Annotated in this window: 23 protein-coding genes; 12 read left to right on the plus strand and 11 right to left on the minus strand. The window is 53.7% G+C overall.

Annotated features, from left to right (window positions below; translation table 11 throughout):
- Positions 1–82 precede the first annotated feature (82 nt).
- On the plus strand, positions 83–1,015 hold the full coding sequence (gene nhaR, locus JYB63_RS06195) for a transcriptional activator NhaR (RefSeq protein ID WP_205656905.1): 933 nt from the start codon (positions 83–85) through the stop codon (positions 1,013–1,015).
- A 44-nt stretch (positions 1,016–1,059) separates the two neighbouring features.
- Here nhaR and JYB63_RS06200 read toward each other — a convergent pair whose 3' ends face one another.
- From JYB63_RS06200 to choX, 3 genes are all read right to left on the minus strand, one after another.
- On the minus strand, positions 1,060–1,911 hold the full coding sequence (locus JYB63_RS06200) for an endonuclease/exonuclease/phosphatase family protein (RefSeq protein ID WP_205656906.1): 852 nt from the start codon (positions 1,909–1,911) through the stop codon (positions 1,060–1,062).
- A 475-nt stretch (positions 1,912–2,386) separates the two neighbouring features.
- Entirely contained in the window at positions 2,387–3,274 is an 888-nt protein-coding gene (locus JYB63_RS06205; RefSeq protein ID WP_205656907.1) for an alpha/beta fold hydrolase, read from the minus strand.
- Positions 3,275–3,314: 40 nt separating this feature from the next.
- Entirely contained in the window at positions 3,315–4,253 is a 939-nt protein-coding gene (gene choX / locus JYB63_RS06210; RefSeq protein WP_243431808.1) for a choline ABC transporter substrate-binding protein, read from the minus strand.
- A 201-nt stretch (positions 4,254–4,454) separates the two neighbouring features.
- Here choX and betI point away from each other — a divergent pair, with 201 nt between their 5' ends.
- Entirely contained in the window at positions 4,455–5,036 is a 582-nt protein-coding gene (betI, locus tag JYB63_RS06215; RefSeq protein WP_205656909.1) for a choline-binding transcriptional repressor BetI, read from the plus strand.
- A 79-nt stretch (positions 5,037–5,115) separates the two neighbouring features.
- Here betI and JYB63_RS06220 read toward each other — a convergent pair whose 3' ends face one another.
- The 6 genes from JYB63_RS06220 to JYB63_RS06245 all read right to left on the minus strand — a co-directional run bounded on the left by JYB63_RS06220 (position 5,116) and on the right by JYB63_RS06245 (position 11,116).
- Positions 5,116–6,303, minus strand: a complete 1,188-nt coding sequence (locus JYB63_RS06220) for an acetyl-CoA C-acyltransferase (RefSeq protein ID WP_205656910.1) — start codon at positions 6,301–6,303, stop codon at positions 5,116–5,118.
- 25 nt (positions 6,304–6,328) lie between these two features.
- Positions 6,329–7,252 carry a branched-chain amino acid ABC transporter permease gene (locus JYB63_RS06225; protein WP_205656911.1) on the minus strand — a complete coding sequence of 308 codons (924 nt, stop codon included), beginning with the start codon at positions 7,250–7,252 and terminating at the stop codon, positions 6,329–6,331.
- Between the two features lie 11 nt (positions 7,253–7,263).
- A complete protein-coding gene (locus JYB63_RS06230; protein WP_205656912.1) occupies positions 7,264–8,151 on the minus strand; it encodes a branched-chain amino acid ABC transporter permease in 888 nt (295 codons plus the stop codon).
- A gap of 142 nt (positions 8,152–8,293) precedes the next feature.
- A complete protein-coding gene (locus tag JYB63_RS06235; protein WP_205656913.1) occupies positions 8,294–9,505 on the minus strand; it encodes an ABC transporter substrate-binding protein in 1,212 nt (403 codons plus the stop codon).
- Positions 9,506–9,557: 52 nt separating this feature from the next.
- The gene (locus JYB63_RS06240) at positions 9,558–10,307 is read right to left on the minus strand and encodes an ABC transporter ATP-binding protein (RefSeq protein WP_205657047.1); all 750 of its coding nucleotides are present in this window, start codon (positions 10,305–10,307) and stop codon (positions 9,558–9,560) included.
- Positions 10,308–10,321: 14 nt separating this feature from the next.
- Positions 10,322–11,116 carry an ABC transporter ATP-binding protein gene (locus JYB63_RS06245; protein ID WP_205656914.1) on the minus strand — a complete coding sequence of 265 codons (795 nt, stop codon included), beginning with the start codon at positions 11,114–11,116 and terminating at the stop codon, positions 10,322–10,324.
- A gap of 295 nt (positions 11,117–11,411) precedes the next feature.
- Here JYB63_RS06245 and JYB63_RS06250 point away from each other — a divergent pair, with 295 nt between their 5' ends.
- The 10 genes from JYB63_RS06250 (at position 11,412) to JYB63_RS06295 (ending at position 22,172) form a co-directional block, all read left to right on the plus strand.
- Positions 11,412–11,834 (plus strand): MerR family transcriptional regulator, encoded by a 423-nt coding sequence (locus JYB63_RS06250; RefSeq protein ID WP_205656915.1) that lies wholly within the window; start codon positions 11,412–11,414, stop codon positions 11,832–11,834.
- Positions 11,835–11,884: 50 nt separating this feature from the next.
- A complete protein-coding gene (locus JYB63_RS06255) occupies positions 11,885–13,051 on the plus strand; it encodes an isovaleryl-CoA dehydrogenase (protein WP_205656916.1) in 1,167 nt (388 codons plus the stop codon).
- Positions 13,052–13,191: 140 nt separating this feature from the next.
- Positions 13,192–14,799, plus strand: coding sequence for a carboxyl transferase domain-containing protein (locus tag JYB63_RS06260; RefSeq protein ID WP_205656917.1), 1,608 nt, complete (start codon positions 13,192–13,194; stop codon positions 14,797–14,799).
- Positions 14,800–14,815: 16 nt separating this feature from the next.
- The gene (locus JYB63_RS06265) at positions 14,816–15,604 is read left to right on the plus strand and encodes an enoyl-CoA hydratase/isomerase family protein (RefSeq protein ID WP_205656918.1); all 789 of its coding nucleotides are present in this window, start codon (positions 14,816–14,818) and stop codon (positions 15,602–15,604) included.
- A gap of 9 nt (positions 15,605–15,613) precedes the next feature.
- Positions 15,614–17,599, plus strand: a complete 1,986-nt coding sequence (locus tag JYB63_RS06270) for an acetyl-CoA carboxylase biotin carboxylase subunit (protein WP_205656919.1) — start codon at positions 15,614–15,616, stop codon at positions 17,597–17,599.
- 2 nt (positions 17,600–17,601) lie between these two features.
- Positions 17,602–18,513, plus strand: coding sequence for a hydroxymethylglutaryl-CoA lyase (locus JYB63_RS06275; RefSeq protein WP_205656920.1), 912 nt, complete (start codon positions 17,602–17,604; stop codon positions 18,511–18,513).
- Positions 18,514–18,542: 29 nt separating this feature from the next.
- Positions 18,543–19,145 (plus strand): peroxidase-related enzyme, encoded by a 603-nt coding sequence (locus JYB63_RS06280; protein WP_205656921.1) that lies wholly within the window; start codon positions 18,543–18,545, stop codon positions 19,143–19,145.
- Positions 19,146–19,202: 57 nt separating this feature from the next.
- Positions 19,203–20,903 (plus strand): fatty acid CoA ligase family protein, encoded by a 1,701-nt coding sequence (locus JYB63_RS06285; protein WP_205656922.1) that lies wholly within the window; start codon positions 19,203–19,205, stop codon positions 20,901–20,903.
- Positions 20,904–20,906: 3 nt separating this feature from the next.
- Positions 20,907–21,752 carry a class I SAM-dependent methyltransferase gene (locus JYB63_RS06290; protein WP_205656923.1) on the plus strand — a complete coding sequence of 282 codons (846 nt, stop codon included), beginning with the start codon at positions 20,907–20,909 and terminating at the stop codon, positions 21,750–21,752.
- A gap of 132 nt (positions 21,753–21,884) precedes the next feature.
- Complete coding sequence (locus JYB63_RS06295) at positions 21,885–22,172, plus strand: Bor family protein (protein WP_205656924.1); 288 nt, start codon at positions 21,885–21,887, stop codon at positions 22,170–22,172.
- A gap of 130 nt (positions 22,173–22,302) precedes the next feature.
- Here JYB63_RS06295 and speB read toward each other — a convergent pair whose 3' ends face one another.
- Both speB and JYB63_RS06305 read right to left on the minus strand, forming a co-directional pair.
- Positions 22,303–23,283 carry an agmatinase gene (gene speB / locus JYB63_RS06300; protein WP_205656925.1) on the minus strand — a complete coding sequence of 327 codons (981 nt, stop codon included), beginning with the start codon at positions 23,281–23,283 and terminating at the stop codon, positions 22,303–22,305.
- Between the two features lie 178 nt (positions 23,284–23,461).
- Positions 23,462–24,352: a LysR family transcriptional regulator gene (locus JYB63_RS06305; protein ID WP_243431809.1), complete on the minus strand. Its 891-nt coding sequence runs from the start codon at positions 24,350–24,352 to the stop codon at positions 23,462–23,464.
- Positions 24,353–24,506: the final 154 nt, after the last annotated feature.

Below are 24,506 nucleotides of genomic sequence, written 5' to 3' on the forward strand. Positions count from 1 at the left end.
CTGGCTAAGTTGAGGATAATTTAATAGGCTATCAACTAAGATAAAAACTGATTATTTCTTCACTGCTATTCGAAAATACCGAATGATTACGAATATAAACTACAATCACTTTTATTATTTCTGGGTTGTCAGTAATGCTGGCAGCATTGCCAAAGCCAGTAAAACACTGCACCTGACCCCACAGACAATCAGCGCTCAGATCTCGATGCTGGAACAGCGCCTGGGTAAAGCACTCTTTATCCGCAAAGGCCGGCAACTGGTACTCAGCGACTACGGCCGTATCAGTAAGCAGTATGCCGACGACATGTTCGCCATTGCCGAAGAGTGGCTGGAAACCACTCAGGGAAACGACACCTACCTGAAAACCCTCAAGGTTGGTATCTCTGATGCCCTGCCCAAATCACTGGTTACCCGGTGGCTTGCTCCGATCATAAACTCAGACAGCAATATCAAACTCACCTGTATTGACGGTAAACAGGAAGAGTTGCTCAGCCAGCTAGCCATCCACAAACTGGATCTGCTTCTGTCTGACACACCGGCGGATAACAACTACAACCTGAAAGTTTTTTGCCACGAAATCGGCAAAAGTAATATTGGGCTTTATGCGCCTCACGCCCTCGCCCGGGAATTACAGCCAGACTTTCCCCGCAGCCTGAGCCAGCAGCGAATGGTACTGCCGGGCAAAGACAGCCCCACCAGCCGGGCAATTGAATACTGGCTCAATACACAACACCTGAATGTCAGCATTGTCAGCCACGTGGATGACAGCGCCCTGATGAAAGCCTTTGGCAAGCAGGGGCTGGGCATTTTTCCCGCCCCGATACTGATCCGGGACGACGTCAAAATCAGCCATGGGGTAAGCCTCATCGGACAAGTCAGTAACGTCTACCAGAGCTATTACCTGATCACACCGGAACGTATGATCAGCGACACCTTTGCGACCCGTTTACTGGAGCAGGCCCGTATGAGCGACTCTTCGAACAGCGAACAGTCCGACTCTGAACCTGAGCAGTAACCTGCCACCAGCCAGCCCCGGAGCGATCACCATTACAGGTTACGTCAGCGGCTGAATTGAAAAACAGCTGATACCGGCCGGTAACCGGGCCCGCCGATTCGGTTCTGCTGGCAGTAATCATCTTCTTCAAACAGCACGCTCACATCCGAAACCGTCAACCCGCCCTTCAGAAAGAAATGATCGGTCATTGAATCATAGTGGGGATCGCACAGCGTCTTTACAGGATTCGCTGGCTTCAGCCACTTCAGGGTTCTGGTCAGCCGGTTAAATGCTGTTGAAGTAATATTCGTCAGATATTCAGGATCCAGCACAATACTGAAGTTGCCGGTCAGAATGACCGGCACATTGGTGCGGGAAATCCATTCAACCAGCAACCGGGCCTGATGTGCCCGTATGGCTTCACCACTGCTGCAGCACTTCAGATCCACATTGCCGACATAAAACTCCTGCTTACTGATCTTGTGCTGAAAACGGGCGAATAAAACCGGCATTATACGGGTGTCCGGCACCCCAAAACTTGATGTATCCGGCCTTGAACGGACCGTCTCCAGTTCAATCGTCTCCAGCAGACGTAACACCGTATCGTTATACACAATGGCCAGATGATCATTCAGCCGGTCAGGCTCACTTTTCCTGCCGGCCCGGCTCATTACATAGCGGTATCTGTAACTGCTGCCCAGCGAAGCTGAAGCGGTATACCAGGCCAGATCTTTTTCGTTATCCACTTCCTGCAACGCCAGTATTTCAGGCCGCTGCAATTGCTGAATAATCTCACCAACCCGGTGCGGGTACGTATTGGCAGATGAATCAACATTAAAGGTTACAACATTCAGATTACTGCCTGCTGCAGTCACACTCACCAGTAACAACAGGATCAGGGCATTTAAGAATTTCATATCAGCCTCCGGACAAATGAACCGAAGACTGGCGTTGAGCAGCTGCCGGTTCTGTCAGAAAATCTGAGCAGAAAAACAGCACAAAAGGATTGCTGATGCCGCCTGACAAATACATCACGCGCTACAGCACACATTAAGGTATGCAACATGTTAACAGTCCGTCCCTGGAATGTATGATTAAGTGGCGCGAGTATATCACGGGAAAAACAGAATATAGCCTTAAGCAGGAGTCTCACCGGGCAATCATCAGCACCTTTGCCTGCCGGAAGAAAGCCCCAAAACCCGCGGTAAACCTGATAAAAAAAGCAGCCTGGCAAATCATCCTGTTAAAAATTTGCCCCCCTTCGGAGCCCGGCTATACTTACCTCTAGCGAAAAGTTACCCGTCCCGGCCTCCGTGCACACTCATCTTGGACGGGTAGCTTTTCGCTATTTACAGCCCATCTGAATTCTTCAGTCGGAGAACTCCGGAAACGTCAGTCACGCAGATCACTGTTGAGGAAAGCCCTCAGTCTGTCAGCCAGACACGGTACAAACCAGTCCGGAAAATCATGGCCCAGCCCTTCCACCAGCCAGAATTCAGAACCCTCAATCAGCTCATGGGCACGCTGCCCCTGGGACCAGTGAATACAGGGATCTTCATGCCCGTGAACAATGAGTGAAGGCACCTGAACAGATGTCAGTAAATGCTGCCGTGACCCCGTAGCCCGTATTGCAAGCCCCTGACGGTAAATCCCCTCCGGACAGTAACTGCGGTTAACCGATGCCTCTGCCCACCGGCGGGCAGCTTCCTGGCTGATGATTGCCTGACGACCGGCATACACTTCACAACCGGATACCGCCAGATCAACAGCTTTCTCCGGCGCAAAGCGCCTGGCTGACTGATTCATCTTGTCAGTAGCGTCTGGCGTTGAAAGAATCTCTGCCTCTCCGCCGGAAGACATCAGTGACACCAGACTTAAAACCCGGCTGGGATGTTCGCCAGCAAGAATCTGAGCAATCATGCCTCCCATGGAAAAGCCCAGCACATGGAACTGCTCTGCCCCGAGAAAATCCATCAGCGACAAAGCATCCGCCGCCATGTCATACAGGGTATAAACTCTGTATTCAGGGGGGATCTCAAACATCTCCTGAACAGCATAAAACGGCTCAAGATCTGCCGGCACCTCCACTTTGGAAGACAGCCCCGCATCGCGGTTATCAAAAACCACCACCCGGTATTTAGCGGCCAACTCACTGACCAGCCGATCCGGCCAGTCAGTCAGTTGCATACCCAGCCCCTGAATCAGCAACAGTGTCTGGCTATTCTCTGCACCATGAATTTCATACGCCAGATGAATACTGTTTTCACCTGACGCGATCAAAGCCGTACCTGCTATCGTCATTATTTCTGAGCGCTCCGGTTCAAGAATCCAGATAACCGGAAACGGCTGCAGCCCCGTCACCGCCCTGCAGGGTTTTCACGCCTTTCAGCCAGTCATTCAGCACCTCCGGATTCGCCCTGATCACAGTGCGGGCGGCCTCTTCAGGTGTCATACCGTCATCGAGAATATAGCCCATGCCCACATTCTCCATATCCAGTGTAAATGTCATATTCTGCAGCAGGCGTCCGACATTGGGGCAAGCCTGCAGATAGCCTTTACGGGCCGTCGTGTGAACCGTCGCCCCACCGAAATCAGGGCCATAGGTATCATCGGTACCGGTCAGGTAGGCGATATCAAACTTCACATTCATCGGATGAGGTTCCCAGGCCTGAAATGCAATCCATTCAGAACGGCGCTCGGCCCTTTTCAGCTGCGCCAGCATCCCCTGCTCGCTGGACTCAACCACCTTCCAGCCCTCCAGGTTGTACTTCCCGGCAGCGATGGCATCCAGGATGATGTTATTACTGCCCGGCTCAAGGCCATACAGCTTCTTCTTAAACTTGCCGGCATGCTTATGCAGATCATTGATATCCGTTACCCCGGCATCATAGACATACTGAGGCACAGCATAGGTGTACTTAGCCCCCTCAAGATTCACTGCAACCTTCTCAATGCTGCCCTCATCAATGTATGACTTGATATAGGTATCCATCGCCGGATCCCAGTAGCCCATCATCACATCAATATCTTTGTTCTTCATGGCTTCAAGCATCACCGACATACCCAGAATATCCACCGAAGCCTCATAACCCAGACCTTTAAGCAACACTTGCGCCACGCCACTGGTGAAGGCCAGATCTGTCCAGCCGGGTTCTGCCAGCTGAACGGTCTGACACTCATTGGCAACAGATATCGTTGCAGTTGTGAGGCTGGCCACCAGCACAGTCTGTCTGAGCAGTGTTTGTTTTATTTTTTTCATGATGAGCGCTCCTGGGTATCTATTTTTATTTAACATACAACCAAAAAATTGAACACTCAACCAATTTTTTAACTAAGCAACCCAAACAACTCTTTTATCCACGATAAAACAAAGCCTTGAACTCAACTCAGAGAGGCTTTTCAGTTATAGTGAAATCATAATGAGCACCGGCACACGATAAGCCGTTGCAGAGGGTTAGGTATGCGAAAGAAAATTAAAGATATCCGCCGGGAAGAGTTACTGCAGGCAACACTGGATACCATTCATACTGAAGGCTTGCACAACATTACCGTTGCAAAACTGAGTAAGACCGCGGGTATGTCACAGGGAATGGTGCATCACTATTTCAAAAACAAGGCGGAAATTATTGAAGCGGCAATCCGCCATGTTAACGCAGAATTACGCACGGAAATCGTTCAGGAAATGTCCCGGGCGAACACTCCCGCAGAAAAGCTTTTCAAAATTCTGGATATAAACTTTGCGCCCCACTGGTTTAATCAGAAGACAACCCGTCTATGGGTGTCTTTTTGCAGTGAAGTGCCCTTCAATAACACCTTTGCCCGCATTCAGACGGTCATTCACCGACGCATGCACAGTAACCTTAAACACGTATTACAACCATTACTGACATCCCATGACCCCGACCAGGTCAGCCATGAAATCAGTAACTTAATTGACGGCTTCTGGATACGGGCCTCCGTCAGCAATGACGAAACAGACTCGGCAGAAGCAATGACATATATGGAAAACTACCTGCAACGCCTGGGTATTGAGCGGCCTTAACCCTGTCGCAGCCCCTCGCTTAAAGACATAAAAAAACGCCCAACAGGGCGTTTTTTTATTAGCTTAACAGGCTACGGATTTACAGCATTTCCACGGCAACCGCCGTTGCCTCACCGCCACCGATACACAGCGAAGCCACACCCCGCTGTAAGCCTTTCTGCTGCAGTGCATACAGCAGGGTGACCAGAATCCGGGAACCGGACGAACCGATCGGATGACCCAGGGCACAGGCCCCGCCGTGAATGTTCACTTTATCAGCGTCCAGCCCCAGCTCCTGGCAGGCCAGCATGGTGACCACCGCAAAAGCTTCATTGATCTCATACAGATCCACTTCATCCTTACTCCAGCCACTGCGGTCCAGCACCTTCTGAATCGCACCAATCGGCGCGATCGTAAACTCTTCCGGCAACTGAGCATGAGTTGAATGGGCAACAATTTTCGCCAGCGGCTTCAGCCCCTGCGCTTTAGCAGTGCTTTCACGCATCAGCACCAGCGCTGAGCCACCATCGGAAATAGAACTGGCATTGGCTGCGGTGACCGTACCGTCTTTTGCAAACGCCGGTCGCAGGGTGCGGATTTTATCCACCCGGGCATTACCCGGCTGCTCATCAACATCCACCACGGTATCGCCCTTACGGCTGCTGACGGTCACCGGTGAAATTTCAGCTTTAAAGCTGCCATCCGTAATGGCCCGGTTCGCCTTTTCCAGTGAGGCAATGGCAAAGTCATCCATGGCTTCACGGGTCAGGCCATATTTATCGGCGGTTTGCTGGGCAAAGTTACCCATCAGCCCGCCTTCGTATGCATCCTGCAGACCGTCATAGAACATATGATCCAGCGCCTGCTGATGACCCATACGCATCCCGGCACGGGCTTTAGGCAACAGGTAAGGCGACAGACTCATGTTCTCCATGCCGCCGGCAACCATCACATCCACCTGGCCGGCTTTAAGCTGGTCATGGGCCAGCATCACGGCCTTCATACCGGAGCCGCACATCTTGTTGATGGTGGTTGCCCCGGCGGCATCGACGATACCCGACGCTCTGGCTGCCTGCCGCGCCGGTGCCTGACCTAACCCAGCCGGTAACACACAACCCATGATCACTTCATCAACCTGATCACCGGCCACGCCGGCCCGCGCCATTGCTGCAGCAATGGCGGTTGCGCACAGTTGCGGAGCCGGTACTTCACTGAGTGAGCCCATCATGCCGCCCATCGGTGTACGGGCTGCCCCAACAATTACAATTGCGTCGTTTTCAACTGTCATACCTGATCCTTTTGTCACCCGGTGACTAGAAATTCTTCTTCACCATCTTCTGGAACTCCCCGACGATACCGCTACGGAATGCCAGTACACATACAATAAAGATAGCGCCCATAATAATACTGATGTAATTACCCAACTCCCCGCCGGACAGATAATTCTGAATAGTCACTACCACACCGGCACCGACCACCGGACCAAAAATTGTGCCCATGCCACCCAGTAAGGTCATCAGTACCACCTCACCGGACATGTGCCAGTGCACGTCGGTCAGAGATGCCAGCTGGAACACCAGCGTCTTGGTCGATCCCGCCAGCCCGGCCAGCGCCGAGGAAATGATAAACGCCACCCATTTATAGTCATTCACGTTATAGCCCAGTGAAACAGCCCTTGGCTCATTTTCACGGATGGCCTTTAATATCTGACCAAAAGGCGAATGAATGGTGCGGTGAATCAGCCAGAAACCGAACAGGAAGATCGCCAGCACAAAGTAATACATCACCATGTTGTCTGACAGATCAATCAGGCCAAACAGCTTGCCACGGGGTACCCCCTGTAAGCCATCCTCGCCACCGGTAAACGGCGCCTGCAAATAGAAAAAGAAGGCCAGCTGCGCCAGCGCCAGGGTGACCATCGCAAAGTAAATGCCCTCACGTTTCACCGCCAGCTTTCCATAAACCGCGCCGAGTAAACCCGCTGCAAGGGTGCCCGCCAGAATACCCAGCTCAGGGGTAATGCCGGTATTCAGCATCAGGCTGCCGGTGATATAGCCACCGGTGCCCAGAAAGATCGCATGACCGAACGACAGCAGACCCACAAAGCCCAGCAACAGGTTAAATGCACAGGCAAACAGCGCAAAGCACAGCACCTTCATCAGGAACACCGGATACAGTATCAGCGGTGCCACCAGCGACAGGCCAAACAGACTCAGATATAACTTATTCACTTTCATCGTTTCGCCCCTCATGCTTCTTTGCCGAACAGACCGGCGGGCTTTAACAGCAGCACGATCACCATCACCAGAAAGATCACCGTACTGGAGGCTTCCGGATAAAAGAACTTGGTCAGACCTTCAACAATGCCCATCAGCAGACCGGTCAGAATCGCGCCGCCAATGGAACCCATACCGCCAATCACCACGATGGCAAAGACCACGATCAGAATGTTGGAGCCCATTTCCGGACTCACTGAATACACCGGAGCCGCCAGTACACCGGCAAAGCCTGCCAGTGCCACACCAAAGCCGAACGTCAGGGTAGTAATCAGCGGTACGTTAATGCCGAAGCCCTGCATCAGTTGCGGGTTTTCGGTGCCCGCCCGCAGGTAGGCCCCCAGCTTGGTTTTCTCGATTACCCACCAGGTCGTGGCACACACCACCAGCGAGGCGATAATGATCCAGGCACGGTAGTTAGGCAGGTACATAAACGGTAATTTAGTCCCGCCTTTGAGCTCCGCCGGAATCTGATACGCCAGCCCGGACGAACCGTATAACTGAGTAAACAGGCCCTGCAGAATCAGCGCCAGACCAAAGGTCAGCAGCAGGCTGTACAGGTGATCTTCATTGGCGATTCGCCGTACCAGAAAGCGTTCGATCAGAATCGCAAAACCGCCTACCGCCAGCGGTACTATCACCAGGGCAACCCAGTAGTTGATACCGAAATACTGCAGTGCCATCCATGCCAGAAATGCCCCCAGCATGTACATCGCACCCTGAGCGAAGTTAATAATTTTTAACAGACCAAAAATAATTGCCAGCCCCAGACTCAGCAGGGCGTAAAAAGAGCCGTTGATCAAACCGACCAGCAGCTGCCCGGAAAGGGCAAAAAGATTAATTCCGAATAATGTCGCCATGGCTTCGCTCCGAACGGCAGAATCTCTTGTGACACTGAGAACAACAGCCAACCGGGTTACGGTTGCTGTGTATTTTTATTGTTATAAAAGCCAGAAATCAGGAAGGCCTGCCGTCCGGCAGCCCTTCCTTAAACAGCCGTAATCAGGACTTCGCTGCGAAATTGCAGGACTCCATCATCGGGTTGAACGCCACATCACCGGGGATAACCGCCTCAATGTTGTAGATATCGTCATCCGATTTACGGCTTGCTGCATCCTTGATGCTCACCAGCAACATGTCATGAACCATACGGCCATCGTTACGCAGGTAAGCGTTACGGGCGAAGAAATCATCCGGCTTGGTCGCCTTCATCATGGCCATCACGGCATCCGCATCATCGGTACCCGCCGCTTTAATGGCATTCAGATAATGCATGGTCATGGAGTACGCACCGGCCTGTCCCATGGCAGGAATTGAACCGTGACGCTGCTTAAAGCGTGCCGACCATTCCCGGGTCTTATCATCCATATCCCAGTAGAAACCAGTGGTGGCCTTCATACCGGCAGCAATCGCCGGATCCAGCGCCTTGGCGTTATGGGTGAACACCAGCAGACCGGCCACATCAGAAGTTTCGGTCAGACCAAACTCTGCAGAAGTTTTCAGCGCGTTAACGAAGTCAGTACCGGCATTTGCCAGGCCGATAACGTCCGCACCGGAAGCCTGCGCCTGCAGAACATACGAAGAGAAGTCAGTGGTACCCAGCGGTGCCCGAACGGCCCCGACCACTTCACCGCCCTGCTCATTAATCACCTTGCTGGCAATGCCTTCCAGGGCATGCCCGAAGGCGTAATCAGCGGTGATGAAGAACCATTTCTTCTTGCCGGATTCCACCATTGGCTTCACTGTACCGTTAGCCAGCGCCGCAACGTTATAAGTCCAGTGCACGTTGTAAGGGGAGCAAGCCTTAGTGGTAAATGCATGGCTGGCAGAGGTGGAAATCAGAGCAACTTTTTTGGCATCGGTCAGCACCTTGGTGACCGCACCGGTCACAGAAGATGCCACCAGACCGTTCACCGCATCCACCTGCTCGCTTTCAATCCACTGGCGGACTTTAGCCGAGCCCACATCCGGCTTGTTCTGATCATCCGCGCTGATCACTTCAATCGGCTTACCCAGCACTTCACCGCCAAAATCCTCGACGGCCATCTCAACCGCAGTCACGCAGCCTTTACCGCAGATATCGGCATAAACACCGCCCATATCCGCCAGTACGCCGATTTTAACCACATCGTCCGAGACACCTTCTGCCTGGGCCGTTACGGCAACAGCTGCACTCATCGCCACAGCCATCAGGGTTTTCTTCATCGCTTGCATAACGTCACTCCTTTAAAGCTCTTATTTTTATTCACGCTTTCAGTTAATCCGGTTACACACCCAGGTAGGTGTTCAGCAAATCAGTCTTAGCAGCCAGTTCATGCTGCTTTACTTCCTCGACAATATGGCCGTGTTCCATCACGTAGTGACGGTCGGCAATAGGCGCAGCAAAACGGAAATTCTGCTCCACCAGTAAAATCGTCAGCCCTCTTTCCTTCAGCATCTGCAGTACCTGCGCCAGTTTCTGCACAATCACCGGGGCCAGACCTTCGGTAATCTCATCCAGCAGGAGAATGTTGGCACCGGTACGCAGAATCCGCGCCATGGCCAGCATCTGCTGTTCACCGCCAGACAGCCGGGTACCCTGGCTGTAACGGCGTTCAGCCAGATTGGGAAAGAGTTCATAAATTTCTTCCAGACACATGCCGTCAGAACGGACATCCGGCGGCAGCATAAGGTTTTCTTCCACGTTAAGGCTGGAGAAAATACCCCGCTCTTCCGGGCAGTACCCCACACCCAAATGAGCAATTTTATGGGCCGGTAACGGAATGGTATCGGTACCGTTAATATTGATCTTGCCGGTACGCCGGCCAACCATATTCATAATGGCTTTCAGGGTGGTGGAACGGCCGGCACCATTACGGCCCAGCAAGGTCACCAGCTCGCCCTGCATCACCGTCATATCAATGCCATGCAAAATATGTGACTCGCCGTAATAGGCATGTAAGTCATGAATACGGATTTTTTCGCCGGTGCTGCTTTTTTTAGCCTGCTGTGAAGGCGCATCCCCCGGAGGATTCATTACACTGCTGTTCATTACACCGCCTCCTTTTCAGATTCCGCTTCAGCCTGGTGGTCGTCCGCCTCAACCCCCATATAGGCTTCACGGACCTGAGGATTCTGGGAAACTTCGGCGTAATCACCTTCCGTCAGAATGGCACCGCGCTGCAGCACCGTAATGGTATCCGCCAGTTTGGCCACCACATGAAGATTGTGTTCAACCATCAGAATGGTGCGGTCTTTGGAAACCTTCTTGATCAGATCCGCCACCACACTGACATCTTCATGACCCATGCCCTGGGTCGGCTCATCCAGCAACAGCATCTCAGGCTCAAGTGCCAGGGTTGTGGCAATCTCAAGCGCCCGTTTGCGGCCATAGGAAAGATCCACGGTGACAGTGTTGGCAAAGCTCTTCAGCCCGACCTGATCCAGTAATTCCAGCGCCCGGTCATCGAGCCGGTTAAGCACTCTGTCGGAGGTCCAGAAATGGAAGCTGTTGCCCTCTTTACGCTGTAAGGCAATGCGTACGTTCTCCAGCACACTCAGATGCGGGAACACCGCAGAGATCTGAAATGAACGGACAATCCCCTTACGGGCAATGGCGGCTGACTTCAGTGACGTAATATCTTCACCGTTATAAAGAATCTGGCCATGGGTCGGCGTCAGAAACTTGGTCAGCAAGTTGAATACGGTGGTTTTACCTGCGCCGTTCGGCCCAATCAGGGCATGAATCGTGCCCCGCTTCACCCGGAGATTGACATCATCAACGGCGGTAAACCCTTTGAATTCTTTGACCAGATTTCTGGTCTCGAGAACATAGTCAGCAGTCATGCGTAACCGGCCTCTTGTTATTTTTGTTGTTTTCAGAGCCGTTCAAAATGTCTTGCACGTCCCTGAGTGGCAAGATGAAGTTAGCAATTACCCCTAAGGGTTAACAAGTACTACTTTAGTTCAATGCGCATTTTTTAATCGACTAAAAAGAAACAAATAACCAATAAATTCAACATCTTAATTGAAAACACCCATTCCCTGCTTATACCTTAGTCACACCGACAGCATCTTTACGTTTACGTAAACTTACACTATATTCGAATCATCATGGGTTTTCAGACAGATAAGAGCAGTTATGAGTAAAACCACATTTTCGATCCGCGATCTGGCCAGCGAGTTTGACGTTACCACCCGCAGCATCCGCTTCTATGAAGATCAGGGCCTGCTGTTTCCGACCCGCAAAGGCCAGACCCGTATATACAGCAGCCAGGACAGAGTACGGCTGAAACTGATCCTGCGTGGCAAGCGGTTAGGCTTCTCGCTGGCAGAAAGCAAAGAATTATTTGAACTCTGGGATCAGACCCCCGGCGGCAGCATGAAACAGCTGGAGCGCCTGCAGGCAAAGATCACCGAAAAGAAACAGGCGCTGGAACAGCAACTGAATGATATTGCCATGTTGCAAATCGAACTGGACAGCGCCGAAGCCCGCTGCCAGTCAGCGATGCAAGAGCTGCTTTTACAGGAGCAAAAGGCTTTACAGGAACAGAACGCCAAATAAGTCAGCACCGGCTGAAACAACCACAACTATAAGTAACAGGTACCAACGCGATGATCTCACAATACAACACCCTGAATTTTGGCCTCGGTGAAACCCTCGACATGCTGCGTGATCAGATCAACAGCTTTGCCGCAGAAGAGATTGCCCCGCGGGCGGAAGAAATCGACCGAGAAAATGCCTTCCCGATGGACCTGTGGCGTAAGTTCGGAGACATGGGCTTATTAGGCATCACCGTTAAAGAAGAATATGGCGGTGTGGACATGGGCTACCTCGCCCACGTAATCGCTATGGAAGAAATCAGCCGGGCCTCGGCATCCGTCGGCCTGTCCTATGGCGCACACTCCAACCTGTGCGTTAACCAGATCCACCGCAACGGTAACGAAGAACAGAAGCAGAAGTATCTGCCAAAACTGATCAGTGGCGAACATATCGGTGCACTGGCCATGTCTGAACCCAATGCAGGATCAGACGTGGTTTCAATGAAGCTCCATGCCACCGACAACGGCGACCATTACCTGCTGAACGGTAACAAGATGTGGATCACCAACGGTCCGGACGCCAACACCTACGTTATTTATGCCAAAACCGACATCAGCGCCGGCCCTAAAGGCATTACCGCTTTTATTGTCGAGCGTGATTTCCCAGGCTTCTCCCGTCACCAGAAACTGGACAAGCTGGGTATGCGCGGCTCAAACACCTGTGAACTGGTATTCGAAAACTGCCCGGTGCCCAAAGAAAACATTCTCGGCGAACTGAACGGCGGTGTCCGGGTACTGATGAGTGGTCTGGACTATGAACGGCTGGTGCTGTCCGGCGGTCCGCTGGGCATTATGCAGGCAGCCATGGATATCGTTGTGCCTTATATCCGTGACCGCCAGCAGTTCGGCCAGTCCATCGGAGAATTCCAGCTGGTGCAGGGCAAAGTGGCTGACATGTATACCCTGATGAATGCCTGCAAGTCTTACACCTACACCGTGGCCCGTTCGGCAGAACGGGGCGAAACTACCCGTAAAGACTGTGCCGGCGTCATTCTCTATACCGCTGAAACCGCCACCAAACTGGCACTGGATGCCATTCAGCTGTTAGGGGGCAATGGCTACATCAATGAATTCCCGACAGGCCGCCTGCTGCGGGATGCCAAGCTATACGAAATCGGCGCAGGCACTTCAGAAATCCGCCGGATGCTGATTGGCCGTGAACTGTTTCAGAACAAATAAACCGCACCGCGGAAAACCGGGCATTTTTTGCTGATATCAAACGAACCGCACAGAAAAAACTGACAGTTCAGACGAGAGCCTTGCGTGGGGAGACACTCCCCACGCCTTTTTCAGCAAAAACAACAGGAGATGGCTAAAAAATGGCTTTACTCAACAGCAAGATCAACCCGCGCAGCGAAGAATATCTCGCCAATTACGATGCCATGGCAACGGCAGTTGCCGACCTGCGTGAAAAAGTCGCCCAGACGGAACTTGGCGGTGGCAGCCAGTATCAGCAACGTCACCTGTCACGGGGCAAACTGTTACCCCGTGACCGTATCAATACCCTGCTGGATGAAGGCTCTGCCTTTCTGGAACTGTCGCAGCTGGCCGCTTATAAGGTCTATGACGACGATGTACCGGCTGCGGGCATTATCACCGGTATCGGCCGGGTCAGTGGCCAGGAATGTATGATCATCGCCAACGATGCAACCGTGAAAGGCGGCACCTATTTTCCCCTGACCGTCAAAAAACATCTGCGGGCGCAGGAAATTGCTGAACAGAACCACCTGCCCTGTATCTATCTGGTGGACTCCGGCGGCGCTAACCTGCCACAGCAGGACGAAGTCTTCCCGGACCGGGATCACTTCGGCCGGATCTTCTATAACCAGGCACGCATGTCTTCGCTGGGCATTCCGCAAATCGCGGTGGTCATGGGCCTGTGTACCGCCGGCGGTGCCTATGTGCCGGCCATGGCAGATGAATCTATTATTGTGCGCCAGCAAGGCAGCATCTTTCTGGCCGGCCCGCCACTGGTAAAAGCCGCCACCGGCGAAGTGGTCAGCGCGGAAGATCTGGGCGGTGCTGATGTCCACTGCCGCACCTCAGGGGTGGCCGATCACTATGCAGAGAATGATGAGCACGCCCTGCAGATCGCCCGCAACTGCATTGCCAACCTGAACCGCCGTAAAGACATTCAACTTAACACCCGCCCGGCACAAGCACCCCGGTTTGATGCCGACGAACTCTACGGCATTGTTGGCACCGACCTGAAAAAACCTTTTGACGTCCGGGAAGTCATTGCCCGTATCGTCGACAACTCTGAATTTGATGAGTTTAAACAGCTATACGGCACCACACTGGTGACCGGATTTGCGCATATCTTCGGCTATCCGGTGGGTATCGTTGCCAATAACGGTATTCTGTTTGGCGAGTCCGCCCAGAAAGGCGCGCACTTCATTGAACTGTGCTGTCAGCGAAAAATCCCCCTGCTGTTCCTGCAGAACATCACCGGCTTCATGGTGGGTCAGAAGTATGAATCGGAAGGCATTGCCAAGCACGGTGCGAAAATGGTGACCGCCGTGGCCTGTGCCAATGTGCCGAAATTTACCGTACTGATCGGTGGCAGCTTCGGTGCCGGTAACTACGGCATGTGCGGCCGGGCTTACAGCCCCAATATGCTGTGGATGTGGCCCAACGCGCGGATTTCTGTCATGGGTGGCGAACAGGCCGCCGGTGTACTGGCCACCGTGAAACGGGACAACATCGAACGCAAGGGCGACAGCTGGTCTGCCGAAGAAGAAGCCACATTCAAGCAACCGGTTATCGATACTTACGACGCCCAGGGCCACCCTTATTATGCCAGCGCCCGCCTCTGGGACGACGGCGTCATCGATCCCCGTCAGACCCGTGAAGTGGTTGGCATGGGGCTGTCTGCGGCCCTTAACAAACCGATAGACGAGACCCGCTTCGGCGTGTTCCGCATGTAACCAGGAGCGATCAGATATGACCAACAGTCAGGTACTTTTCAGCTTCAGTGACGGTGTCGCGGAACTCACCCTCAACCGTCCGGAAGTCCATAACGCCTTTGATGACAACATAATTGAAGCGCTGATCAGCCATCTGGAAATCGCCGCGGACCTGCCGGACCTGCGGGTGCTGATCCTCCGCTCTGCCGGCAAAAACTTCTCCGCCGGGGCCGATCTGGCGTGGATGCGCCGCATGGCGGAAAACAGCCACAGCGATAACCTGCAGGATGCCCACCGGCTGGCCCGGCTGATGCAGCTGCTGAATGATTTTAACCGCCCCACCATCGCCCTGATTCAGGGGGTTGCCTACGGCGGTGCGGTGGGCCTTGCAGCCTGCTGTGACATTGTGATTGCCAGTGACGCCAGCAAGTTCTGCCTCAGTGAAGTCCGCATCGGCCTGATCCCGGCGGTCATCAGTCCCTATGTTATCCGTGCCATCGGCGAACGGCAGGCACGCCGTTACTTCATCTCCGCAGAACCGTTCACTGCACAGCAGGCACAGAACTTCGGGCTGGTACATGAAGTGGTTGGAGAAGATCAGCTTCAGGCCAGCGCCGACGCCATGATCAGCAAACTGCTGCAAAACAGCCCCCAGGGCATGCACGCCGCCAAACAACTGATACAGGCGGTTAGCCAGCAGTCCATTGACGATAATCTGATTGCCGACACCGCTAACCGTATCGCCGATATCCGGGTCAGCCCTGAAGGGCAGGAAGGCTTAAGCGCCTTTCTGGAAAAACGCACCCCGGCCTGGATTAAGGAATAAGGAGCTACCATGTTCAGTAAGATTCTCATTGCCAACCGTGGCGAAATTGCCTGCCGGGTCATCCAGACAGCCCGCGCACTGGGCATCAGAACCGTGGCGGTCTATTCCGAAGCGGATGCCGCTGCCCGCCATGTCAGCATGGCCGATGAAGCCTTTCTGCTCGGTCCGGCCCCCAGCACTGAAAGCTACCTGCGGGGCGATAAAATCCTCGACATTGCCCTCAGCAGCGGTGCCCAGGCGGTTCATCCCGGCTACGGTTTCCTTTCAGAAAACGCCGAATTCGCAGCCGCCTGTGCTAAAGCCGGCGTAGTCTTCATTGGCCCTCCCACCGGGGCAATCAAGGCCATGGGCTCAAAATCCGCCGCCAAACAGATCATGTCTGACGCCGCCGTCCCGCTAGTGCCGGGTTATCACGAAGCGGACCAGAGTGACGCAACCTTGCTGGCGGAGTCCGAAAAGTGTGGCTATCCACAACTGCTGAAAGCGGTCGCCGGTGGCGGTGGTAAAGGCATGCGGGTGGTCAGTAACCGCCAGGAATTTCCCGAAGCACTGGAATCCGCCCGCCGTGAAGCCAGTAACGCCTTCGGTAACCCGGACATGCTCATTGAGCGCTATCTGACAGAACCGCGCCACGTGGAGATTCAGGTATTCTGTGATACCCATGGTGCCGGCGTGTATCTGGCTGAACGGGACTGTTCTGTACAGCGCCGCCACCAGAAAGTCATTGAAGAAGCGCCGGCCCCCGGGCTCAGCGATGCCACCCGCAAGGCCATGGGCGAAGCCGCCGTGCGTGCTGCCCAGGCAATTGATTATGTGGGCGCAGGTACGGTGGAATTTCTCTACGACACCGACGGCTCCTTCTACTTCATGGAAATGAATACCCGCCTGCAGGTAGAACACCCGGTCACAGAAATGATCACCGGGCTGGACCTGGTGGAATGGCAGCTGCGCATTGCTTCCGGTGAACACCTGCCCCTGACACAGGATCAGGTAAAAATCACCGGTCATGCATTGGAAGCCCGGGTCTATGCGGAAGATCCGGACAACGATTTCCTGCCTGCCACCGGTGTACTGAACTATCTGAAGACACCGGTTGAAAACACCCATGTACGGGTAGATACCGGCGTACTTCAGGGCGATGAAGTCAGTGTTTATTACGACCCGATGATTGCCAAACTGATCGTATGGGACGCCGACCGGGACCGGGCCATCAACCGCATGGTCAGCGCCCTGGAAGACTATAAAATTGCCGGGCTGACCACTAACCTGAGCTTTCTGCACCGTCTGGCGGACAGCCAGCCATTCCGCGACTGCCAGCTGGATACCGGCTTTATAGAAAGCCATCAGGCCCTGCTTTTCCCTGAAACGGAAACCGATACCGCCCGCTGGCTGGCCATTGCAGCGACCTGTTTTGCGGCCAGCCAGAAGCCCAAAAATATCAGCCAGACTGATCCTGGGTCACCCTTTAACAACCCGGACAGCTGGCGTCTGAACAGCCAGTATGCCCGCCCGCTGACTCTGAACTACGGCAACAGCAACAGCAGTCAGCTAACCCTGAGCAGTCATGGGGACTGCTACACCGTCAGCGTTGAAGACCGGCAATTCGAACTGCAAGCCAGCCTGGCACACGGGCAACTGACCATCAGCCTTAATGGCCACCGGCAAACGCTGGATGTCAGCCTGAACGGAGATGAATTAACCCTGTTCGCCGGCGCAGAACAGTTTAGTTGCCAGCGCCACCGGGAAGATTTCAGCAGCAATGCACAGGACGCCGGTAACAGCCTGAATGCACCGATGAACGGTGCCGTGGTGGCCGTACTTGTAGAAGCCGGAATGAAAGTCGCCGCCGGGGATACGCTGGTGATTATGGAAGCCATGAAAATGGAACATAGCCTCAAAGCACCCCATGACGGTACCGTCGCCGAAGTCTTCTATCAGGAAGGCGAACTGGTGGATGACGGCGCTGAACTGATCGCACTGGAAGCGGAGGACTGAGCATGGCACTGCCCAAAACAGTCCGGCTGTTCGAAATGGGTGCCCGGGACGGCCTGCAAAACGAGCCCGGCGACCCGATTTCGACTGCTATCAAAATTGAACTGATCGACCGGCTCAGCAGCACGGGGCTCACAAATATCGAAGCCACCAGCTTTGTATCCCCCCGCTGGGTACCACAAATGGCCGATGCCAGCGCGGTGATGGCAGGCATCAGCCGACAGTCAGGTGTTACTTACAGCGCCCTGACCCCAAACCTGAAAGGATTGGAAGCAGCCATTGAAGCAGGCGTTGATGAAGTGGCGGTCTTCGGCGCAGCCTCTGAAAGCTTCAGCCAGAAAAACATTAATTGCTCGGTTGCCGAAAGCATCGAACGCTTTACCCCGGTAATCGAACGGGCCCGGGAACAGAACATCCGAGTACGGGGCTATGTATCCACCGTACTCGGCTGCCCTTACGAAGGCGAGATTCAGCCTGACAGAGTCGCCCACGTCTGCGATCTGCTTTACCAGCTGGGCTGTTATGAAATCTCACTGGGAGACACCATCGGCACCGGCACACCTCTGAAGGCCAAACAGATGCTTGAGGCAGTCAGTAAAGTGGTGCCCGTGAGTCACCTGGCAGCGCATTTCCACGACACCTACGGGCAGGCACTGGCCAACCTGTACGCAGTACTGGAAGAAGGTATTGCAGTCATCGACAGCTCCGTTGCCGGACTCGGGGGCTGCCCCTATGCCAAAGGCGCTTCCGGCAATGTCGCCAGTGAAGATGTGCTCTATATGCTGAACGGGCTGGGCATTGAAACCGGCATTGACCTGCAGCAAATGATCGCCACCGGTCACTGGATCAGCGCCCAGCTGGGCCGCCGTTCCGGGTCTAAAGTCGCATTGGCAAGCCCTTGTCAGGCAGTTAAATAATAACAATAACCCGCGTAAAGGACTCAATCATGCAGGACTCTGAACCACAGGTACGCTACCAAACCGCTGATCTGACCGCACTGGATCTGCCGGTGCCGGCTACAGAGCAGTGCCCGGCAGACGTACAGAAATACTTTGCTAAATGTGAAGAGAAACTCGGCCTGCTGCCGAATGTGCTGAAGGCTTACAGCCAGAACCTTGCGCAGCTGGAGGTATTCAGCAAGTTCTATAACGAACTGATGTTTGGTGACAGCAACCTCACGCCTCTTGAGCGGGAAATGATTGCCGTTGCTGTTTCATCCCGTAATCACTGCTTCTACTGCATCGTTGCCCACGGCGCGGCCATCCGGGAATACTCCGGTGACCCGGCACTGGGTGAACTGATTGCCATTAACTACCGGGCTGCACAGCTATCGGAACGGCACACCGCCATGCTGGATTTTGCCGTCAAAATGACCGACACACCGGACGGCATTCAGGAAGCGGACCGTCAGCAACTGCGCAACGCCGGTTTCAGCGACCCGGATATATGGGACATCGCTAACCTGGCCGGTTTTTATAACATGACCAACCGCATTGCCAGCGCCGTGGATATGCAGCCTAACCCGGAATACCACCGTCACTGCCGCTGAAGGTAGTACAACGCTGCCGGACATCAACAACAATAACAATGACAGGGAAATAACACCGTGAGCAACCAGACAACACTCAACACGCCCAGCTATACCAACGGCGCCAGCGCGCAGCCTCTGTTAGGCATGACCATTGGCGATAAATTCGACGCCACCTGCGCCCAATATCCGGATAACGACGCCCTGATCGTTCACTTTCAGAATATCCGCTGGGACTACCGCACCCTGAAGCAACAGGTGGACAACTGCGCCCGTGCCCTGCTGAGCCTTGGCGTTAAAACCGGCGACAGAGTGGGCATGTGGTCACCGAACAATGCCCAGTGGCTGGTCACTCAGTTTGCCACCGCCAAGCTCGGTGCCATTCTGGTGAACATCAACCCGGCCTACCGGTTGCACGAACTGGAATACGCCCTGAATCAGTCCGGCACCCGCTTTCTGGTCACCGCCGACAGCTTCAAGGCCTCCAACTACACCGCGATGCTGCTGGAACTGGCACCGGAACTGCACCACTGCGAGCCGGGTAAGCTAACCTCTGTCAAACTGCCGGAACTGCAATGCATCATTAATCTGGCGGATGAACAGCACCCGGGCATGTGGCGCTGGGCGGACTTCCTCGAACAGGCAAGCCACCGCAGTGAAGCCGATGTAGCTGAGATTCAGGCCACCCTGCAGTTTGATGACCCGATCAACATTCAGTACACCTCCGGCACCACCGGCTTTCCGAAAGGCGCCACGCTGAGCCACCACAACATCCTCAACAATGGCTTCTTTGTGGCGGAAAGTATGCGCTTTACCGATCAGGACCGTCTGATCGTGCCGGTGCCCCTGTACCACTGCTTCGGCATGGTGATGGGCAATCTGGGCTGCATCACCCACGGTGCAACCCTGATCTATCCCACCGAAGGATTTGAGCCACGGGCGGTACTGGAAGCGGTGGAAAAAGAAAAGGCCACCGCCCTGTTCGGCGTGCCCACCATGTTCATTGCCGAACTGGGGGATGAGCAGTTTGAACAGTACGACCTTTCCAGCCTGCGCACCGGCATTATGGCCGGTTCCATCTGCCCGGCGGAAGTCATGAAAGCGGTGAACTCAAAAATGCATATGCAGGAAGTGCAGATCGCCTACGGCATGACCGAAACCAGCCCGGTTTCCACCCAGACCGCCGCCGATGATCCGTTCGATAAACGGGTATCCACCGTTGGTCGCAGCCAGCCTCACATTGAAACCAAGATCATCGACCCGGCCAGCGGTCAGGTTCTGCCCCGCGGCGAAATCGGCGAACTCTGTACCCGGGGTTACAGCGTAATGATCGGCTACTGGAACAACCCGGACGCCACCGCCGAAGCCATCGATGACCGCGGCTGGATGCACAGCGGCGATCTGGCCACCATGGATGAAGAAGGCTATGTACAGATCGTTGGCCGGATCAAAGACATGGTGATCCGGGGCGGTGAAAACGTCTATCCGAAGGAAGTGGAAGAATTCCTCTACACCCACCCGGACATCATTGATGTGCAGGTTACCGGCGTACCGGATAAAAAGTACGGTGAAGAACTGATTGCCTGGGTAAAACTCTCTGCCGATGCCGGCGAGATTTCAGCGGAAAACCTGCAGGCCTTCTGCAAGGGTAAAATCACCCACTTTAAGATTCCCCGCTATTTCAAATTCGTCGACGAATTCCCGATGACCGTTACCGGCAAAATCCAGAAATTTAAAATGCGGGAAATCTCCATCGCTGAACTGGGGCTGGATACCTGATCCATGGTTGCCAGCCACTACAGTGAACAGCTTAACCCGGCAGAACTGTTGTGCCGGGTAAAAGCTGCTTTTCCCGAGGGTGCACTGCCCCACCAGTTAGCAGGCATCGACCAGCTTCACATTGGTGGCATTCGGGCCAGTAAAAAACTGCTGGGCAATCTGGAAACTGATCCCGGCATTCCCTGTGAAATTCTGGAAATCGGTGCCGGGCTGGGCGGCTTACAACGCCTGTGTATCAGCCTGCTACCAAAACACTCTGCGCTGCACTACACCACACTGGATATCACTCCCGGTTTCAGCCAGCTGAACCGGGAGCTGAACAGCCTGTGCCTCAATTCATGCCATGCCGGCCGGGCCAGCGTTCTGACCGGCGATGGCCAGCAACTGGCCATGGCTGACAATCAGTTTGATGCGGTGATCCTGCAACACAGCCTGCTCAATATGCCAGCTCCGCAACGCTGCCTCGCGGAGTGTTACCGGGTACTTAAACCCGATGGCAAACTGATTCTGCATGAAGTGTTTCGGGGTAATCCGGACCAGGCAATCATATTCCCGGTGCCCTGGGCCAGTGATGAAGACGACAGCCATCTGATCCGGGCAGAGGCATTACTCAGCCAGTCAGAAGCCGCCGGCTTTACCGTCATATCTCAAAAGAACTGGTCCGCCGAAGCCCTCGAATGGCGACAACAGCAAAGCCGGAAAGAAGCAGATACAACAGCAACATCTGCTGCACTGTCACCGCAGATGATATTCGGTACGCGCTTCCCTCAGATGGCAACCAACCTGCTGAGCAACCTTAAAAACGGTGCCATTCAGGTGCATGAAATCATCGCAGAGAAAAAGCCTTAACAGCCAAACCTGCCAACAACAGCAAGCCCTACAGTTCCTTACCGGTTCTGTACAAAGCCTTACAATGTTCCTTTCCGCCTGTCGTTACACTGTGCCCGTTACTGAAACGCTAATCCGGGAACGGGACAAAACATGAATAAAATCTTACTGGCGCTAACCGCCGCTGCTTTCATCAGCGGCTGCTCAACTCAGACATTTAACATTAACGGTACAACTCAAGCCCCGCCTCAGACTGAAGACTCACAGGTATTCTTCATTAACGGTATCGGCCAGGAGAAATCCACCAATGCCGCTGAAATCTGCGGCGGTGCAGACAAGGTCATCAAAGTTGAAACACAGGAAACATTCGTCAATGGCTTCCTGGGCTTTATCACACTGGGGATTTATACCCCGCGGGATGCCCGGGTATATTGTCGGTAGGCAGGCAGAAAAAAGACGCACAGCGCCCCCGGTTCAACTCACCGGAGTAGGTCCGCACTGTGCGCTAAGGTGTTTGGAATCTATCGGAGATCAGGCTTCTGCACACGAAGGTACAGAAGCCTTAAGTGTGTCAGCCAGCCTGTTCGGCACGCTGAGCACGGGCATGGAATACGTAACCCAGCAGGTTCAGCAGAACCTGCGCCGCCAGGATACTGGTAGTACCGGTCTGGTCGTAGTCCGGTGCTACTTCACACAGGTCGATGCCCACAACTTCACCTTGCTGGGCAACCTGCTGCAGTACTTCCATCACTTCGTAATACTGGAAACCGCCGTGGCTTGGCGTACCGGTACCCGGTGCGATTGACGGGTCAAAACCGTCGATATCGATGGTGATGTAGTAGTTCACGTCTTTAGGAATCAGCTTCATTACGCCTTCCAGACCCAGACGGCGCACGTCACGTACAGACAAAATAGTGGAACCGGCTTCTTCCGCCAGTTTGTGGTCAGTACGGTTGGAAGAAGATACGTTACGGATACCCAGCTGAGTCATACCGCTGATGTAGCTCTGTTCAGACGCACGGCGCATCGGGTTACCGTGGCCATAACGTACACCGTGACGCTCGTCTACAAAGTCCAGGTGAGCATCGATCTGAATAATGTGGATCGGGCCTTTATTGGCATATTCTTCAAACGCCTTGATACATGGCGCGTTGACCGAGTGATCGCCGCCGACAGTCACCGGCAACACACCCGCTTCCAGCATCTTACGCACACCGTATTCGATGTTAGCGTGGCTCTTTACCGTATCGGTATGCACGATATCCGCGTCACCGATATCAACAATTTTTACGCCTTCCAGATACATGGTGTCTTCCTCATAGGAATACGCACCACCGTGACCAAAAGAAAACAGCGTAGACGCCTCACGGACCGAACGGGGTCCCATACGGGCTCCGGAACGCCACTGGGTACCGCAGTCAAACGGTGCCCCCATAAATGCAACATCACCCTGAATGTTGTCCCAGTCTTCACAGGTAGGACTTTTGGCAAAGGTACAGAATCCGACAAACGGCAGGTTCAGCCGGCCTTTCTCGTAAGCATTATCGCTCATCTTTATTTACTCCTGTTCAGCAACCACTGCGGCTCAATACAACAGGAGATAGGTACTCCCGCTGCTAACATTGCCCCCTTTATGTTGTTTTAACCGGGGGATTCAGAGGAGTATTACAAAGAACCTAGCATCAAAAAATATGAAAGTTATGATGCTTATATTTGTATTTATTATGTATCTATTCTTCTTCCAGACCCAGAACGTCCTCAATATCTTTCACAAAAACCTTCACAATGTTACGCACCGCAGGGGAAGCACGCATCGCCAGATAGAACGAAGAATGGTGTTCAAGATTGAGATGATCAATGGCCCGCATCTCACCGCTGTCGACCCAGGCCTGGGCATAATGCTCCGGCAGGTAGCCCATAAAATGCCCACTGGTAATCAGCATTGCCTGGGCCTCCATGTTGGTGACAAAAGCAGTGTTCTGGATACCCGGAAGGTCTGTCTGCTGCAAATACGCCCGGGTGGATACCGGATACTGCTGCAAGGTTTCCCAACTGATATCTGCCGCCGGCAGCTCAAACAGCGGATGATGCTGGCCACAGTAAAACCCGTGAGCTTCTTTATGTAACAGACGATACGTCAGGGTAGTGTCCCGGCGCTGAAACGGGCCGATGCCTACATGGATATGGCCATTGAGCAGGTCACGTTCAAGATCCTCCGGGGGCAGAACCTCCAGCTTAATAGATACATCGTTATCCCGGCTGAAGAAACGTTGCAACGCCGCGTTGATCGGAAAGTCCTGATTACTGATGGTGGTATCGATCAGACCGATCCGCAGGGTTCCGGTCAGCTTATTACGCAGTTCGCCGAGATCCGCTTCAAAATCTGACACGTTATTCAGCATGCTGCGGCACTTGGCGTATACCAGCTCGCCCTTCTCCGTCAGGTTAAAACCGCTACGCCCCCGCTGGCATAACTGGAAGCCCAGACGGATCTCAAAATCCCGGATATGGGTGCTGATTGCCGGCTGGCTCATCCCCAGAGCGGCCTGTGCACTGACAAAACCGCCACATTCCACCACGGTGCAGAAAGTCTGCATGTGTTTCATTGAATACTGCGCCATAATCCGCTCCTTATCAGTCTGAAGAACACAATTTACATCAATTTTTGTGATGTATACATAGTCAATATTGTATTTTTCAATGCATATACTTTTGCAATACTGATTGTGAATCACATGATTTATGACCGATTTCGCAAACAATAATAAATGCTAC

The organism is Aliamphritea spongicola, assembly GCF_017051665.1.
Lineage (GTDB): Bacteria > Pseudomonadota > Gammaproteobacteria > Pseudomonadales > Balneatricaceae > Amphritea > Amphritea spongicola.